The sequence below is a fragment of the Flavobacterium polysaccharolyticum genome, from assembly GCF_038739875.1.
GTDB classification, from domain to species: Bacteria; Bacteroidota; Bacteroidia; order Flavobacteriales; family Flavobacteriaceae; genus Flavobacterium; species Flavobacterium polysaccharolyticum.
Genome location: NZ_JBCGDP010000037.1, coordinates 1 through 17,030 on the forward strand (window position 1 = coordinate 1; position 17,030 = coordinate 17,030).

Here is a 17,030-nt window from a genome sequence, read left to right on the forward strand (position 1 = left end):
AGTAAAGAAAACAAAGCAGATAGTTGTTAATTAGTAATGAACAAGTGTTCATAATAAAGCTGTTTTTCTAAAAACAGAAAGTCAAATTGTTCATAACTATGTTTTTTTGAATAGGCTGAATAGTTACTGCTACTTTAAGAGGTAAGAAAACCAAGAAACTCAATTTACACATTCATAAAAATGGCGGAATTCGTCTTTTTAATGAGGATGAGGTTTTAATTGAACTTCCTGAAAGTATTCCTACTGTTATTTCAGAAGAGCAACGAAATGAAAAAATAGAGTTCCATCGACTTTCACACGAATATTATAGCGACCCAAAAGCTTTTTCAGGGTTGATAGAAAAAATTAAAACTTCAGGGGGAATCCAGGAGCGCTTTTTAATAAAAAACAAATTGATGCTCTGGAGTATGACCCTATCGGGTCTTGAAGGCAATAATTATTTGGAAGTATTGGATGTTTCTTTTAAAGAGTATAAAAATGAAAACCTAGAATTACCTATGTTCCGATTTTTACCAAAAAGACTAGAAATCGTTTATAGAGGCGATTATTTATACTGTTGGCTAACTTTACGAATTAATTACCAAAAACTCTATCAATGTATTCAAAAGCTAACCGATGGAAATGAAGAAAGTCCTGTTTTGTTTGACCTTGTTTTTGAAAATTCATTAAAAAAAACCGACTTGAAATTTTTACTTATCTCAAATAAAAAATCGGTGGTGTTTACAAATTGGGAGATGCAAATTGATAAAAACCACAAACAAAGTATGCAGGATCATTTACTTGATGTAATCGAAGACGAAACAAAACGCACCCTTTTGAAAGAAGCTTGGGCATTGGTTGGGGAAAAAAAATATGCTTTAGCTCAAGAAAAATGCAATGCCCTATTAACATTAGATCCAAGGTATGGTTATGCGTATTTTCTTGAATCCCGACTATTGTGTTATAAAGAAGGATTTGAAGCCTGTTATGCCAAAAAGGATTATTTTATTGAAAAAACAAAACACGAGCCAGCAGCATTAGCTCATATCTATAATAATTATGGATGTTTGTTGGATGAGGAATTACGCTATGAAGAATCCAAAACCTATTTTGAAAAAGCGATAGATGTCTATCCAAAAGAGGGATTGTACGCATGTAATCTAGCTGAAATGTATTGCAAATTGAAAAACCCTAAAAAAGCAATGGAGTATGCAGAAAAATCCAGAAAATTAGGGTATGAATCTGAAACACTGAATCTTATTTTAGAAAGTAAGGGAACCCATGATTTTGTAAAAATGAGAGAAGAATATACGCAATAGAATGATTCGTTGTTTTCAAAAAAACGAAATGACTAATAGTAGTGAGTATTATTCTTTGCCCAATATTTCAAAAACAGAAACTAGATATACTATTTTAGAAATTAACAAAAATCATTATGACTATCCGTAACAAGTACCATTTCATAGTATAAATTATTTTTTTGAAAGTTAGTTACAAACTTACTCCTTCAGTTCTTTGCATCTCTGCGTATTTGCGAGCCAAATTTCACGCAAAGCCGAATGGTTATTCGCAATATTCAGCCTCTTGATATGAGATACGGACAGTCACAAAAATCATTATAAATAGGGATGTGAGAAAAAATCAATACCTATACATTTGGTCAATAAAGATTTATAAGGAAAATTAATGTGACATGAATTGAGAATTTAAATCAAGTGAATTTTATAATAAGTAAAAACTATGAAAAGTTTTGAAATAGCTTTTTTTACCAACGAGTATTTTGGTTATTATCAGTTGTTAATTTTATGTGTTTTGCTGACAGTAGTAATGTTGGTTTCCCTATTTTCAGAAACAAGTATAATAAGCTATGGATCCTATATGTTTGTTGGTAGTTTGATTAGCAACTTTATGCTCTCTTTATTTACAGATAATTATAGGTATTTTATACTGCATTGGTTTTTAGCATCAATTGTTTTTTTTATATTCTGGTGTGTGCTAATTTATATTTGTAGCCGTTATGGAAAACCTTATAATGGAGATGGGGGCATGATAATTTTGTTGCCAGGTTACTTTTTACCACTGCTGATATTTATTTCAGTACTATTAAAATTTGTCAAAATGTTAATCTAAAGATTATAAGACTAATGGAACAAGAAGCATATAGAATTCTCATCGAGCAAGAAGGTGTTAACCATGTAATGATTTTCAAAGCTGAAGGAAATGGTTATGTAAATGACTGGAATTTTCCTCTAAAAGGCGATGATGAACCCATTGTTTTTAGCAAATTTTATACACAAACAAAGTTTGCTGTTGTCAACTGGGATGGTTGGGTTCGTGCCTATGATGCGAGTACAAAAGAGCATTTATTAGATTATAAGCTCAATGGAAAAGTTAACACAAGTGCGATTTTGTCTTTAGATAAATCCAAATTATACGTAGCTTTTAGCCAAGATTCTAGCCAGAGGTATTTGGCAATTTTCGATCTTGATAGCTTCCAAGTTGAAGTTTTAGAACTGCCCGACTATGTATACGGTAAATCACTAGATATAAGAAAGGATGGTACTTTATTGTTTTACAAACACGATTGGGAACGTGTAAACGACAGTAAGACATACAATCATTTTTATTCTGTACTGGATCTAAAAACCAGAACTGTGGAACAATTTGAACTTCCTTATGCACCACAATTTTCATTTGGTGAATTTAAACCAGTTATCGATAGAGCAAATAACAGGGGTATCATGCCTGCTTATGAAGATGTTGTGACTAAAGCCAATGCTTTGGATGAGGTGCTTTTTGAGTTTAGAATTGTTATGTTTGACCTCAATACTTTTGAGATGACACATCTTGTATCGGTTAGGGATTTTTCGAAAAATCAATTGGGGTGTAGTCTGTATGAATGTGAACAAATGGCAACACTATTTCTCGCATCCGAAAGAAATAAAGATTATTCTACTGCTTTAAGAGAATATTACGAAAATCTGACTACAATTAAAGTCGTTTCGGATGGTATTTGGTTGTGTTGGCGAAGTGGAATTTTGCGAAAATTAAGTTCCGATTTTAGCTTGTCGCCACTTTTGGTTACCTCTTCCCGATCCAATTCTTCTGGAACAGGAATGTTTAAAGATGCTTATTTTCATTCACACCTTTACCACATCGACAGTTTGACCATTATACTGGCAGAACACACGGATTTTTACAAAACGGCAATGCCAAACCTGGATCATTCTGATATTGAAACGCCAATAGCCTTGGAGCTAGAAAAAACAAGTTTAGACGAAATTTACCAAATGAGTTACTCTGTAGAAAAAAGTCAAGAAATTAAGAAGAGAGACCAAATTCAAATTGAGGTAGAAAATCTTTCGGTTAATGAAAGTATCATAAGCGCATTGAGTCAAATAGAAAAAATAGTTTCAGATATAAACGCCTCTGGAATGGGTTCCACATTGATTTTTACCATAAATGATACCAAAGGACAAACCTGGCAAGAACCCGATTTTTTTGCCAAAGCGGTAGTATGTGCTCCAGAACGTATCAAGACAATTATTGAAAAATTCATTCTCTATCCGAAGGCTAAATATCTCTATCGCAATTCAGAAGAAACTGCACTTTGTTATGCAGCATTTGAATTGGCAAAAAAAGGAGAAGCCTATTTAGAGATAACCTTCCAATACCTTTCTGCTATCGATATGGATCATGATGTATTTAATCGTGAAAATCTTATTCCGTATTTAGAAGAAACCTATACCACCAAAGAATTAAAGCAGAAGATGAAATCTGTTTCAAAGGCATTGTATGAATGGTACAGTGATTATTGCGAAGCATAAAAAGCAACTTAGTATTAAAAATGACAACACTATATATACTCGTCTCAGTATTTTTAATTGGCATTTTGGTAGCAAAAGCCCAAAATAGCTCAAAATACAAATACCTATTTCGCAATACGATTGTAAGCCAATCGAAAAAGTATCAATTGGCTCCTGTGCTTCGTGGGCGTGTGTATTATCCACGTTACTTTTACATTCCATCCACAAAGCAATACATAGTTTATTCAAGTCTAGACGAAACAGGATCTTTTAGAGTATCTGAAAGAGAAATTAAACCCTATGGAAAAGCCTATTCGCTACTAGATGAAAATGGTAGTAGTATTGTAGCTTTCGAAACGCCTTTTTCTTTTTCTAGCAGAAGTGGTTGTTTTTATGGACCCACTTCCTACATTCCGTTACTAGAAACTGGAAAAACAGAAGCGCTCCCATACAGGCAAATACACAATTCAAATCTGGATTTGGGAGCCAGAGATTTCGAAAAACTTTTTATAGAATTATACACCTCATCCGAGTATATCGAATTTATTAATCTTCGGCTTATGGGTGACCAAATTCATGAAGCAGGTGTTATTTTCAAACGTCAAGGGAAACTAGAAATTTTGCTTTCGGGAGTAAGAGACAGTCGCATGATTTGTCGTTTTCAAGAAAACGATAAGACTAATAGTCGAGAGGATTATTATCTGCCAGATATTTCAAAAAAAGAAACCTTCCCACAGTCGGAACCTTCACTAGGAATGATTCCGCTCGAAACCACGAACACCCATCCTTTTGTGCATTGGCGAATAGGCTTGTTTCGGGAGTTTACGATCACAAAATACATAAACACCTATTCGTCTGGCTGGCGAAGAATTATGAAACTAGCTGGGATTCCAATTTATACTCCGGGCGAAGCTTCGGGCACAGTCTATGTGCGTTTTAAAACCCAAAAAGAAACTTTTAGAATCAAAATTTTGAATGTCGAAAAGTTTGGAATTGCCTATAATTTAGGGCTTCGTACTTTTCAATTGCCTTCAAATGTGCGTTCCAAGAGTTCATTGGTCTTTATGGAATCGGTACAAAATTGCGGCGACAACCGTTTGGGTGGCGGTGTGTTTGTGGTGCGACCTAGTACCAATAGCAATCCGTCGGCGGATATTCCTTCAGATATGACCGAAAAATATTTCAACACATTACCTATTACGCTCCAAGAAGCATTATTGAATCCTGAAGGTACAAAATCGCTGAAAATTTATGATGAAAATAGTAGCGAATGGTTTCTAGAATTACTACGATTAAAAAATCTCATCCGTTTAGAAATAAAAGCACCAATACTTGAAATTCCAGACGCTATTTCGAATCTTCCTAAACTTCAGGAGTTGAGTATGGAAAACTGTGGCATTCAGAAAATATCGCCTCAATTGGGACAACTAAAGGAGCTAACAGATGTGAATTTTTTCTCGAATAAATTAACCGAATTTCCAGCTGTTCTTTTAGCTCTAAAAAAATTAAAGCGCTTGCATATAGGAGCCAATAAAATTTATAGTCTGCCCACCAATATCAACCAATTGGAGCAATTGGAATACCTTAGTTTAACTTTGACCGAAGTAACTACCTTACCGGAATCAATGATTGGAATGACAAAACTATACATTGATGATAGTAACAACCTAGAGAAGAAACTACCCAAAGAATTTAAGCATTTGTTTGAATTTACTAATCAAAAAATGAAAGCACAAAGTCATTTTTGATAGGAGAATTAGTTAAATTTAAAAAAATATAATCTCAATTACTACACATGGATAAATTAAAAATTGATGCGAGTAAAGCGCTAAAAAACGCTGCATTAAATGAAACCGCAAAACACTATTTACTTCAAAATCCAATTTTGTTTAAATTACTTTTAAAAGGAGCAAAAAGATACATTGGAGGCGAAAACTTAGAAGAAACTATCCTAACTGTTAAAAAATCAAATTCTGAACAATTTCAAACTTCTATAGAATTTATGGGAGAAAGTGTTCACTCCATCAACGAATCCAAAGAAGTAACACAAGAATTTATAAAAATAATTGATACAATAAAAAAAGAGAAACTGAATGCAATAGTTTCATTAGATTTATCCCATATTGGATTAGAAATTGATAAGCAATTAGCACTTGACAATTTTAAAGTATTAGCTGATGCTACTAAAAACAGCACTATAGAGATAATCATTAGTGCAGAAGGAATAGAAAGAACCGATAAAATTCTAGATATTTTTTGTGAGATTTCGCCAATTTATCCAAATATAGGAATCACAATTCAGGCATATTTACATAGAACTTTAGATGATTTAGAACGAATTTTAAGAGAAACCCAAGGGAAAATTAGAGTTGTAAAAGGTGCTTTTGCTACACCAGAAGGGCATTCATTGAGTCGAGGAGAAAATTTAGACAAGCAATACATTAATATTGTTGAAAAGCTTTTATTAGAAAAACGCAAATGTTCTATTGCTACACATCACGACAAGATTCAAAATAGTGTAAAGCAATTAATAGACAAATACAATATCCCAAAAACAAATTATGAATTTGAAATGCTTTATGGAATACAAGAAGATCTATTAAAAGGGCTTCAACAAGAAGGTCATCCTTGTCGACAGTATATTGTTTATGGAAAAGAATGGTACCTATACTTGTGTAATCGTATTGCTGAAAATCCAGATAATTTATTTCAATTCATTATCGATATTATGGAGTAATTAACCGTTAGTAAAAAAGTATAAAAACAACAAACCGCTAATCGCCGTTTGGCAAACCTTTTAAAAAAATATGAAAAAATATATGGTTGTTGAAAAGTTCAAACCGAATTGTTTCGAAAAGAATAATGAATTATGGAATAGAAAAGGTAGAATGCTTCCCGAAGGGCTTTACTATTTAAATTCTTGGGTCAATAAGGAGCAAAATATTTGTTTTCAGCTAATGGAAACCAATAATCCAGAACTCTTTGATTTATGGATTAATCATTGGAAAGAATATACCGATTTTGAAGTTTTCCCGATTGACTGAATTAAATAAAAAGCAATGCAGCAACAATTGAAGCCACAAAAGCAATAACAAAAACTGATTTTCAATCAATTGAAAAATATAAACTAAATTATACACGGATTTCGCAATCGAATATCTCATAAATAAACTAAAAGTTAAATATGAATAGTAATACAAAAAATTGGCAGCCTGAACTACTTGAAGATACTATTTTAAAAATCGTACCTTTAATAGAGACCGATTTTGATAGATTGTTTGAAGTTGCCTCTGACCCGTTAATTTGGGAACAACATCCCACACATGATAGATATAAAAAAGAAGTATTTCAACTCTATTTTGAAGGAGCAATAGAAGGGAAAACTGCCTTTTTAATTATGGACAAATTAACAGACAAAATTATAGGTTCAACTCGCTATTACGATTATAATCCACAAAATTCAAGTATCGCAATTGGGTATACATTCTTGTCAAGACAATATTGGGGCGGTGCATATAATAAATCTGCTAAAAGATTGCTCATAGAATACGCATTTCAATATGTAGATAAAATTTATTTTCACATTGGCTCAGCTAATATTCGTTCTCAATTAGCAACAATAAAAATCGGGGCTTCAAAAATTGATGAAGTCGATTTTGATCATTACGGGGAAAAAATATTGCATTTTGAATATCAAATATCGAAAAAGGAATGGTACATTCAAAACACAAAGGCATAGTTAAGATTTTCAAAAGATTAGGAGTACCAATATAAAAATTAAAAATGAAGGTTTTGAAACAAACTGCCGTTAGCCGTAATGCCAAAAGCAACCCTGCAAACATTAACAGTTAGACATAATAAATGAACGACAACGATACAAAACGACTTTCAAGACTGACGGCAATTCTTACGCAATTACAAACGAAACGACTTTTGACTGCGACAAAACTTGCCGAAAAGTTCAACGTGAGTAGTAGGACAATCTATCGAGACATCAGAACTTTGGAACAAGCAGGAGTTCCAATAATCACAGAAGAAGGAAAAGGCTATTCACTAATGGAAGGTTATAGGGTACCACCTGTAATGTTTACAGAAGTTCAAGCAAATGCGTTAATTACCGCAGAACAGTTGGTGCTGCAAAACAAAGACACATCCTTCATTAAAGACTATACCGAAGCCGTTGAAAAAGTAAAAGCCGTATTAAAATACCACATACAAGACAAAGCGAACTTACTTTCAGAACGAGTACGATTTGACCAAAATAACCTTCGGGAAAGAAACAGCTGCAGTTTATCTGACTTGCAATTTGCTTTGACAAATTTTCGCATCGCAAAAATTGAATACACCAACGAACAAAACAAGACCTCAACCCGAAACATTGAACCATTTGCGTTACTAAGCACCGAAAATTGGTTGTTGGTTGCCTTTTGTCAATTAAGAAAAGAATTTCGTTTTTTCCGTTTAGACAGAATTAATAAGTTAGAAATTCTTGATGACAAATTTGAACCTCACAAAATGACCTTACAAGAGTATTTTGAAAAATACCATTAATTTATTTTGGACCCCTGACATAAGGCTGTCGCATAGTAGAAATAAGTTTGCATCATTAATAAATCTTTAAAAGAAATATAAATGACAAACGTAACGAACGCAGGATTTAATCCAAACGAATTTCCAAAGCCTTCCTTGATTTCAGTAAATGGTGTAGTACTAGAAGTCTTTGAAGCCGGTAAACAAAATGCTGGGAAGCCCATTGTACTCTGTCACGGCTTTCCAGAACTTGCTTTTTCTTGGCGTTATCAGGTTCAACCGTTTGTAGCAGCGGGCTATCACGTAATCATGCCAAACCAGAGAGGTTATGGCAATTCATCTCGTCCAACCGAAGTAACCCATTATGACATTGAACACTTGACAGGTGACCTAATCGCACTACTCGACCATTTTGGTTACAAGGATGCCACCTTTGTTGGGCATGACTGGGGTGCAAATGTGGTTTGGAACTTGGCTCTATTGCATCCTAAACGGGTAAATAAAATAATAAATCTGGCGTTGCCTTATCAAGAGCGTGGAGATCAACCATGGATTGAGTTTATGGAAACTATATTGGGAGGAGACTTCTATTTTGTTCATTTCAATAGACAAGCAGGTGTTGCAGATGCTATAATGAATGAAAACACATCGCAATTCCTGAATAACATATTCCGCAAAAACCTACCTCCCACACCACCAGAGCCAGGAATGTTAATGATAAATCTTGCCAGAGCCAAAAAACCACTTGGTAAACCCTTAATGAACGACAACGAACTATCTGTATTTGTTGCTGCCTTTACATCATCAGGGTTTACAGGAAGTATAAATTGGTACAGAAACCTTGATAGAAACTGGCGCTTTATGGCAGACGTACCCCCAATTTTTCATCAACCGACACTTATGATATATGGTGAGCAGGATATGATTCCAAAGTCTGAAAATCTAAAGAATATCGTTCCTAACTTACATATTGTCAGTTTGGATTGTGGTCATTGGATTCAGCAAGAAAAGCCAGAGGAAACAACTCAGGCAATTTTAAATTGGCTTGAACAACAAAAGGATTAATTAAAGAAGTAGCAACATATTGCCCTAAAAGCCAAACAGAATGGAGACAATGGTTAGAAAAAAATCATCAGTCCAAACCATCCGTTTGGCTTATTTAGTACACAAAAAAATCTACCATTCCTTCATGAAGTTGGATTGTCCTTGCCAAACGACAAGAAACCCGCCAAAGTCGAATTGACGAAGTGGTAGAATCTGTAGGACAAAATCTCAAACCTAAACACTTACAGTACCTAACCGATGAAAATGATTTTGTAATCCCTTTTGTATTGATCATAATTTAGCGCACTACAAGAACAACTACAGTTGGTTTCGATTTTAAAACTTGATACTAAAACACCAGTTTACGGTTTTCCGTAAGTAGGGTGTTTTTTTATTTAGTATATTGGCTAAAACAAACGAAAAGCGAAGTAAATTCTCTTTTCTGTATTAATTTAATTGAAGAACACACATTGCGCAAAATAAGTTGGAGTTGCGTATATTTGGGTGTTAGCTGCAACCTTCAGAAAAACCGAATCTTTAAACAATAAAATGATTAGAAAAGATAAATACGTAGTTAGTTCAACACATCTCGATAGTCAAGGATATGTTATGGCAAAAAGTGCTCTCGAAAGTATGTTGCCTCAACTTAATGGTGACAGAAAGCCAAGATTAGGTTTAGAACATGTAAGAACTTATCCTCCTTTTGGAGCAATTATGAATGGTGAAATATCCAAAGGTCAAGATGAACATTACTACTTAACTGCTGAAATGGTCTATTTTGACAAACAAGAATTTATAACACTTAAAGACGGAACTAAACTTCTAAAAGAGTCTTTTAGTGAAGGAGAATACCCGTTTATTGAATGTGGGGACAATGAAATTGAAAAAATATCTATTGCGACAGACCCTGCAAATTTTGAAACACATAATGAAATAATTGAAATACACAATGCAGTTAGACAAGAATCTGATTTAGAATTTGAAACAAACTTTTTTGGAAGGAAATCAGAATTGCCAGACCCAGAAACGATAATAACAATTACAAAAATATTAGCAACTACACTTGGAATTATTAAAACAAAAATTCCAGAAAAAATTGGAGAAGCTATTGGTGAGGATTTGGCACAATTTTATAAACTTGTTTCCAAACTTACAATAGAAACGATAAAGAAAGTTAGACCTTCTAACCGACCAAAGAGTTTTGTTATTTCATATCCCAACACAGAATGTAATATTGAATTAGTAATTACCACGCACAAAGCTGACAGAGTTTTAAATTCTTTGACAAAGGAAAAATTACAAACTATTGCGGATAAAATGGAACTGCTAATAAATCTTGAACCCGAAAAAATACAATTTGTTTATAATGATAATGATTGTTGGGAGTTTAATTATTTACTTTCAAAAAATGGCTCCGTCATTGGAATAATTAAATCATTTGACGAACGAAACCAACGGTACAACGAAATTTTAGAAAAACAAAACAACGAAGAAAAAGGCAACAGCTAAATTTGGCTTTTAGGGCAAACCATTCCGCTTCAAGAAAAGTATTGGGAGTATTTTAAATCGACAAAGTGGAATAAACACAGAATGACACGACCTCAATACGCTATACTTGAAACTACTTTAATTGAAAAACCAGACTTTAACGACTTGGATAAACTAACAAGGCAAATTGAAGAAAAATTAGTGCTTGTGACCAATGAGATTTTACAAGACATAAAGAAAAGTAAACTGAACTAATGAGGAGACAAAACAAACCAGCACCTAACAACAGTGCTTGTTGCACAATTAAAAAAATCAAAATAGCATGTTATACTAAATTGAAAACCTAAAACGAACAATGACAGACCATCAAGATATTCAACAAATTTATTTTACACTGCTACAGGCTACAACATTTGACGAAAAAAGTTTAGATTATGCTATTGTCGACAGACATATTCATAATGCTATCCTATTATCCAAAATTGGTAATTCAGGTGTGAGTATTTTTGACTTGAACAGAAAAGAACATTTGTTCTATTCTTTAAACTTTGCGGAACTTCTGGGCTACAATTTAGAAACTATAAAGACCCATGGACAGGATTTTCTAGATGATAAAATTCATCCAGCTGACAAACTTACACTTTTTAAAAACGGAATTACGGCTCTTAAATTGTTTAATAATTTTTCTACAGATGAGAAAAAAAATTATAAGCTCATCAACGAGTACAGAGTATTAAATATTCAAAATGAATATGTTAGACTAATTGAGCAGCATCAAGCTTTAGAGTTAGATCCTTTCGGAAATGTATGGCTATCTATTAGTATAGTAGACTTTTCGCCAAACCAAGAAAACTTTGATGGTGTAAAAAGTCAATTACTGAATTTTAGAACAGCTAAGAGCATTCCGCTAAATGATGCAAATGCTAAACCGCAAATCGAGCTTACCACAAGAGAAAAGGAAATCCTGCAATTGGTAAAACAAGGCTTATTAAGTAAAGAAATCTCTGAAATACTGTCTATAAGTGTACATACAGTAAACACGCACAGGCAAAGATTTTTAGCAAAATTAGAGGCAAACAACTCTATGGAAGCTGTGATTTTTGCAACCAAACTTGGCTTATTGGAATAATATACTGATAAATCAGTATTGTGAAAGAAATTAACAAAATAGAGCTTTACATCGTTAAAAAAACGTTGTAGAGATGTATAAAATACTTGTTTTCTTTTTTTGTTTATGCTGTTGGAACAGTTTATTTAGCCAAAATCTAACGCAAAAAATCAGTGGTACTGTTTTAGACAATGCCTCTAACAGTCCTATACCCTTTGCCAACGTAGTAGTGATTCCTTTAAATACTGTTACTGCCACCGATACCTTGGGGAACTTTACTATTGCTAACATTCCTATTGGGCGATACGATATTAAGGTGACAGCCATTGGTTACGAACCTTATATAGAAAAAGAAGTGGAAGTCATTTCGGCAAAGGAAACTGTGCTAACCATTGTATTAAAAGAGAAAGCAACTGTTTTAGATGAGGTTGTAGTACAACCCAGAATAAATAAAGAAGCGGCCTTAAACCCAATGGCAACGGTGAGTGCAAAAATGCTGAGTGTAGAAGAAGCAAAACGGTATGCTGGTGGTTTTGACGATCCCGCCCGTTTGGTTTCAGCGTTTGCAGGTGTCAGTAGTAACGTAAACAATAACGGTATTGTTGTAAGAGGGAACAACCCCAAATCGTTACAATGGAAATTTGAAGGCATTGAAATATCCAATCCAAATCACTTTGCAGATTTAGCGGCTTTTGGCGGCGGCGGATTATCAGCTTTAAGCAGTCAAAGTTTGGCAAATTCTGATTTCTTTTCAGGAGCATTCCCAGCAGAATATAACAATGCCCTTTCAGGTGTATTTGATATTTCAATGCGAACGGGCAACCGTACCAAAAGAGAAAATACAGTTCAAATTGGTCTTACAGGTATTGATGTAGCATCAGAAGGACCGATCAAGAAGGATAGTCGTTCGTCTTATCTATTTAATTATAGGTATGCTACTTTGTCTTTGCTTCAATCTATATTACCCAAAAATAGTGGTGGCGTAAAATATCAGGATTTGTCTTTCAAGCTAAGTTTTCCAACCAAAAGTTCAGGTACATTTTCATTTTGGGGCATTGGTTTATTAGATGGTAGCGGACAAGAAGCTGAAACAGACATTTCAAAATGGGAAACTCTTACAGATAGGCAAACCCAAGATGTAAAACAGTATATGGGTGCCATGGGTATATCTCACAAATATTTTTTGAATAAAAAAAGTTATATCAAATCTATCTTAGCTACTTCTTTTAATGGAATAGATTTAACTACCAATCAGTTGCATACAGCACTAACTTTTACGCCAGAAAATAAGATTAAAAACAGCACCCAAAATATTGTTTTATCCACTTTTATAAATACAAAATTCGGTACTCACCATACGAATAAAACAGGTTTTACGGCAACCAATATGCGTTACAATCTTTTACTAAAAGAGGAAAATCAATCCGCATTACAAACATTGGTAGATGAAAACGGAAACAGTAATTTGCTGAATGCCTATAGCAATTCTACCATAAACTTTAATGATAAGTTGGTGATGAATATTGGCATAGCAACACAGCTATTTTCATTGAATAATAAATACACTATAGAACCAAGACTTGGAGCTCAATATCAGATAAATGCATCTCAATCATTTTCCTTAGCTTATGGATTACACAGTAGATTAGAGCCGATAAACTATTACTTTTCAAAAAATTCAGCCTACGGCAATAATCCTATAAACAAGGAAATGGATTTCACAAAAGCACATCATTTTGTATTAGGTTATGATTATAGCATCGCTGAAAACTTACATTTAAAAATAGAAACCTATTACCAAAACTTATTTAATGTTCCTGTGGTAAAGGGCAGTTCTTTTTCATTCATCAATTTACAAAACGATTGGTTTTTTAATGACAAATTAGAAAATACAGGTAAAGGTAAAAACTATGGCATTGACATTAGTTTAGATAAATATATGACCAACGGATTTTACTATATGTTTACCGTTTCACTATTCAATTCACAATATTTGGGAGGAGATAATACTTGGCGAAATACGAGATACAATAGAAATTTTGCAGTTAATTTTTTAGCAGGGAAAGAATGGCAATTGGGCAAGGATAAGCAAAAGGTAGTGGGTTTAAATGTTAGAACCAGTTATCAAGGGGGCGACAGATATTCACCAATAGATGCGGCTAAGTCTATGACCAACCAGCAAGTAGAATTTGAAGAAGATAAAGCATTTTCAAAACAAATTAGTCCTTCTTTTACAACACACTTCACCATAATTTACAGAAAAAACAAACCCAAATCAACATCGGAATGGGCTTTTAAAGTACTAAATGCGACAATGTTTAAAGAGTTTTACGGATTTCAATACAACTACAAAACCCAAACAGTGACAGAGCATCGGGAAACCATATTTATTCCCAATTTAAGTTATAAGATTCAGTTTTAGCAAATTCATAGACAGATGAACCAATGGAACATTTTTTTCAGATTTAACACCCACCACTACATTTGATGCCGAAGAAGTTTTTTATACAAAATTTGCTAATTACAATACCATAAACAATCTAGAGAAAAAACTGCCCAAAGAATTTAAACATTTGTTTGTATATACTAATGAAAAATGGAAACGCAGAGTCGTTTTTAATGCAAGCTGTAATTTTAAAATATCCCATATAACGAATACAAAATCATCATTTATGGTGAGGGTTACTAAAAAAAGCAAGATTAGATTTACACTATAAAAGTTTAAAAAATAACTAATAATTAAAAAATTACCCCATGGGATTAGCCGAAAAACGTACAGCAGAATCAATTAAAACAGAAAAACTTCCTGCTTTTGAAGCAAAACTAAAAGACAAAGCTGGTTATGATATTAAAGTAGATATCAACTGGGATACTTTTACTGCTTATGATCAGTATCCGCTTTCAAGACTAGATATTGTTTTTGATGATCTAGAGTCATTCGTAAAAAAAATATGTTCTGATGATATGGGAAAAGAAGCTTTGCAGGACAAAATGTCAACCATTCAATTGACCAATTCTGATAATAATGATGATGTAAAAATGGAGCTTAAAGACAAAACATTAGCATTGACAGTTCAATTGGTACAAGGGTCTTTTAGTTCTCAAACCGATTCCCAAATTGCAAACTACGTAGAAGCATTGTTGTAGTTATGATTGCATCTTACAAAAAAAATCTGTTCAAAGACTTCTCCAGTTGGTTTACAGAACTCGCTGATTTGGCTCAAAATACAGAAGATAATTCCAGTTTGCCCAAACTGGAATTATTGTTGCATACAGGAAACACGCTTCGTGGCAGTATAATTCATTCCAGAAAAACGGCTAACGAGCATTTACTGATGATTTTAGGAATTCCGGATTCGTATTCAAAATCGGAAATTACTTTGGTCTCCAGTACTCAAGTTGTGGCTCTTACACTTGTTGAACCCAGCCATTATTTAAAGTTTTTTGCTGCTCCCGAAAACACTGCTATAGTGGGAAGTTTGGAACTAAAACGAGCCATCAAAAACAGTGAAACCGAATTAGAAAAAATAGTTGGTGAGAAAACCCAATTATTATTGGATGTTGACTCTTTTCCTGAAAACTCTCGTAGTGATGTGTTGCGAACTATTGGGTATCTTCCGTCCATATTTGAAACACTCACTGCAGATGAATTGGGTAAAAAATTGGTGCAAAACGCAATCAAAAATATCCAAATTACTATTGGAACAAGCAATACGACGATATTAAACGAACATACACTTCAACTGGAAATCCTTTCTCCTTCAACAATCCTTGAGACTAAAGAGAAAGAGCGATTGAAAACCGCTGTAGAAAATTTACTGTAGCAAAAAAACATTCATTTTATTTTTATAGGAAAGAGAAAATCATCATTTATAGTGAGGGATGTGATTTTTTCAACGGCTAGTTTTGCGTTTTTAGGTTTAATCTGAAATTAAAATAGTTAATGAGCAATAATATTACTTCAGTACCAAAAGCACGATTATTTTATACAATTACTTTTTTTTTTTCCTTCGCAGTTAGCTTAGTTTCATATGGACAAAGTAGTTATACTCAAGAAAAAAAAAGTATTAATTCAAGAATAGAAGGAATTATTCAGCTTAATGCTGATAAAACAGCTAGTAGTATTTCAAAAAAGGAATACAGTATTTTACAAAAAAACACTTCAAAAACGGCAAAAGCAAAGGCAGACACTCAACCGCCAACATTAATTTGCCCACCTAATCAGCAATTGGCTTGCGGAAGTTTAGTTCCAAGTTACTTTGGACTGTTAACGGTTACAGATGATATAGACACAAGTATTTCTGTTACACAACAGCCAGGGGCAGGATCCGATTTTTATGACGGAATGACAATTAAGTTTACAGCCACCGATGACGCAGGAAATCAAAATGAATGCAGTATTATTGTAACTGCTTCTTCTCCTGATGTTACTCCGCCAACCTTTACCTGTCCCACAGGTTTGACTTTAAATTGCGGTGATGTACTTCCAAATTATGCTGTAGATCCAATGATGAATTTGGATGATGATTGTAGCATTCAATTGAATTATGTTATGACCCCTGGACCAGGTTCAGATTTTTATAATGGGATTCCTGTTCAAATTGAATATTTTGACAAATCAGGAAATAGATCCGTTTGTAATTTTACAGTAACAATGGCAACTCCGGATGTCACTCCACCCGTAATTACATTTTGTCCCGGTACTCAAACTTTACCTTGTGGTGCTGTTTTACCAGATTATAGGGGATTAATAACGGCAAAGGATAATTGTCTTGAAAATATGACAGTGTCACAAAGCCCGGGAGTAGGAAGTACTTTTGTTCCAGGAATGACGGTTACTATGACTGTAAAAGACGCTGCTAATAATGCGACTACGTGCAGTTTTGTTGTGAATGCTTCGGCAGATGTGACCAAACCTACAATAACTTGTCCGTCAAATCAAAGTCTTTCCTGTGGTTCTGTTTTACCAGATTATAGAAGTTTAGTTACCGCAACTGATGATTGTACTGCTTCACCAACAATCACCCAAAGTCCTGCAGTAGGAAGTTTTTTTACAAGTGGCATGACTGTAACGA

The 17,030-nt window shown here is 33.8% G+C and carries 16 protein-coding genes; all 16 read left to right on the forward strand.

What is annotated here, in order from left to right; translation table 11 throughout:
- Positions 1-395 precede the first annotated feature (395 nt).
- Entirely contained in the window at positions 396-1,298 is a 903-nt protein-coding gene (locus tag WFZ86_RS19705) for a tetratricopeptide repeat protein (RefSeq protein ID WP_342693541.1), read from the forward strand.
- A gap of 825 nt (positions 1,299-2,123) precedes the next feature.
- Positions 2,124-3,806, forward strand: coding sequence for a hypothetical protein (locus WFZ86_RS19710; protein WP_342693542.1), 1,683 nt, complete (start codon positions 2,124-2,126; stop codon positions 3,804-3,806).
- A 20-nt stretch (positions 3,807-3,826) separates the two neighbouring features.
- Positions 3,827-5,533 carry a leucine-rich repeat domain-containing protein gene (locus WFZ86_RS19715; protein WP_342693543.1) on the forward strand — a complete coding sequence of 569 codons (1,707 nt, stop codon included), beginning with the start codon at positions 3,827-3,829 and terminating at the stop codon, positions 5,531-5,533.
- Positions 5,534-5,580: 47 nt separating this feature from the next.
- Positions 5,581-6,522 (forward strand): proline dehydrogenase family protein, encoded by a 942-nt coding sequence (locus tag WFZ86_RS19720; RefSeq protein ID WP_342693544.1) that lies wholly within the window; start codon positions 5,581-5,583, stop codon positions 6,520-6,522.
- Between the two features lie 70 nt (positions 6,523-6,592).
- On the forward strand, positions 6,593-6,829 hold the full coding sequence (locus WFZ86_RS19725; RefSeq protein ID WP_110305240.1) for a DUF3303 domain-containing protein: 237 nt from the start codon (positions 6,593-6,595) through the stop codon (positions 6,827-6,829).
- Positions 6,830-6,969: 140 nt separating this feature from the next.
- The gene (locus WFZ86_RS19730) at positions 6,970-7,524 is read left to right on the forward strand and encodes a GNAT family N-acetyltransferase (protein ID WP_342693545.1); all 555 of its coding nucleotides are present in this window, start codon (positions 6,970-6,972) and stop codon (positions 7,522-7,524) included.
- Positions 7,525-7,646: 122 nt separating this feature from the next.
- Positions 7,647-8,336, forward strand: coding sequence for a helix-turn-helix transcriptional regulator (locus tag WFZ86_RS19735; protein ID WP_342693546.1), 690 nt, complete (start codon positions 7,647-7,649; stop codon positions 8,334-8,336).
- An 81-nt stretch (positions 8,337-8,417) separates the two neighbouring features.
- On the forward strand, positions 8,418-9,380 hold the full coding sequence (locus tag WFZ86_RS19740; RefSeq protein ID WP_342693547.1) for an alpha/beta fold hydrolase: 963 nt from the start codon (positions 8,418-8,420) through the stop codon (positions 9,378-9,380).
- Between the two features lie 134 nt (positions 9,381-9,514).
- Complete coding sequence (locus WFZ86_RS19745; protein WP_342693555.1) at positions 9,515-9,661, forward strand: hypothetical protein; 147 nt, start codon at positions 9,515-9,517, stop codon at positions 9,659-9,661.
- Between the two features lie 247 nt (positions 9,662-9,908).
- Positions 9,909-10,868 (forward strand): hypothetical protein, encoded by a 960-nt coding sequence (locus tag WFZ86_RS19750; RefSeq protein ID WP_342693548.1) that lies wholly within the window; start codon positions 9,909-9,911, stop codon positions 10,866-10,868.
- Positions 10,869-11,102 (forward strand): DUF7000 family protein, encoded by a 234-nt coding sequence (locus tag WFZ86_RS19755; protein ID WP_425402889.1) that lies wholly within the window; start codon positions 10,869-10,871, stop codon positions 11,100-11,102.
- A 100-nt stretch (positions 11,103-11,202) separates the two neighbouring features.
- Positions 11,203-11,976 carry a response regulator transcription factor gene (locus WFZ86_RS19760; protein ID WP_342693550.1) on the forward strand — a complete coding sequence of 258 codons (774 nt, stop codon included), beginning with the start codon at positions 11,203-11,205 and terminating at the stop codon, positions 11,974-11,976.
- Between the two features lie 73 nt (positions 11,977-12,049).
- The gene (locus tag WFZ86_RS19765; RefSeq protein ID WP_342693551.1) at positions 12,050-14,377 is read left to right on the forward strand and encodes a TonB-dependent receptor; all 2,328 of its coding nucleotides are present in this window, start codon (positions 12,050-12,052) and stop codon (positions 14,375-14,377) included.
- 332 nt (positions 14,378-14,709) lie between these two features.
- Positions 14,710-15,102 (forward strand): hypothetical protein, encoded by a 393-nt coding sequence (locus tag WFZ86_RS19770; RefSeq protein WP_342693552.1) that lies wholly within the window; start codon positions 14,710-14,712, stop codon positions 15,100-15,102.
- Positions 15,103-15,104: 2 nt separating this feature from the next.
- Positions 15,105-15,779, forward strand: a complete 675-nt coding sequence (locus WFZ86_RS19775) for a hypothetical protein (protein ID WP_342693553.1) — start codon at positions 15,105-15,107, stop codon at positions 15,777-15,779.
- Positions 15,780-15,898: 119 nt separating this feature from the next.
- Positions 15,899-17,030: HYR domain-containing protein (locus tag WFZ86_RS19780; RefSeq protein ID WP_342693554.1), on the forward strand; the 1,132-nt coding region annotated here is incomplete at its 3' end.

Bases quoted from the DNA above. Each gene is read 5' to 3' on its own strand.
- WFZ86_RS19705 (WP_342693541.1), top strand. From the start codon at position 396: ATGCTCTGGAGTATGACCCTATCGGGTCTTGAAGGCAATAATTATTTG.
- WFZ86_RS19710 (WP_342693542.1), top strand. From the start codon at position 2,124: ATGGAACAAGAAGCATATAGAATTCTCATCGAGCAAGAAGGTGTTAAC.
- WFZ86_RS19715 (WP_342693543.1), top strand. From the start codon at position 3,827: ATGACAACACTATATATACTCGTCTCAGTATTTTTAATTGGCATTTTG.
- WFZ86_RS19720 (WP_342693544.1), top strand. From the start codon at position 5,581: ATGGATAAATTAAAAATTGATGCGAGTAAAGCGCTAAAAAACGCTGCA.
- WFZ86_RS19725 (WP_110305240.1), top strand. From the start codon at position 6,593: ATGAAAAAATATATGGTTGTTGAAAAGTTCAAACCGAATTGTTTCGAA.
- WFZ86_RS19730 (WP_342693545.1), top strand. From the start codon at position 6,970: ATGAATAGTAATACAAAAAATTGGCAGCCTGAACTACTTGAAGATACT.
- WFZ86_RS19735 (WP_342693546.1), top strand. From the start codon at position 7,647: ATGAACGACAACGATACAAAACGACTTTCAAGACTGACGGCAATTCTT.
- WFZ86_RS19740 (WP_342693547.1), top strand. From the start codon at position 8,418: ATGACAAACGTAACGAACGCAGGATTTAATCCAAACGAATTTCCAAAG.
- WFZ86_RS19750 (WP_342693548.1), top strand. From the start codon at position 9,909: ATGATTAGAAAAGATAAATACGTAGTTAGTTCAACACATCTCGATAGT.
- WFZ86_RS19760 (WP_342693550.1), top strand. From the start codon at position 11,203: ATGACAGACCATCAAGATATTCAACAAATTTATTTTACACTGCTACAG.
- WFZ86_RS19765 (WP_342693551.1), top strand. From the start codon at position 12,050: ATGTATAAAATACTTGTTTTCTTTTTTTGTTTATGCTGTTGGAACAGT.
- WFZ86_RS19770 (WP_342693552.1), top strand. From the start codon at position 14,710: ATGGGATTAGCCGAAAAACGTACAGCAGAATCAATTAAAACAGAAAAA.
- WFZ86_RS19775 (WP_342693553.1), top strand. From the start codon at position 15,105: ATGATTGCATCTTACAAAAAAAATCTGTTCAAAGACTTCTCCAGTTGG.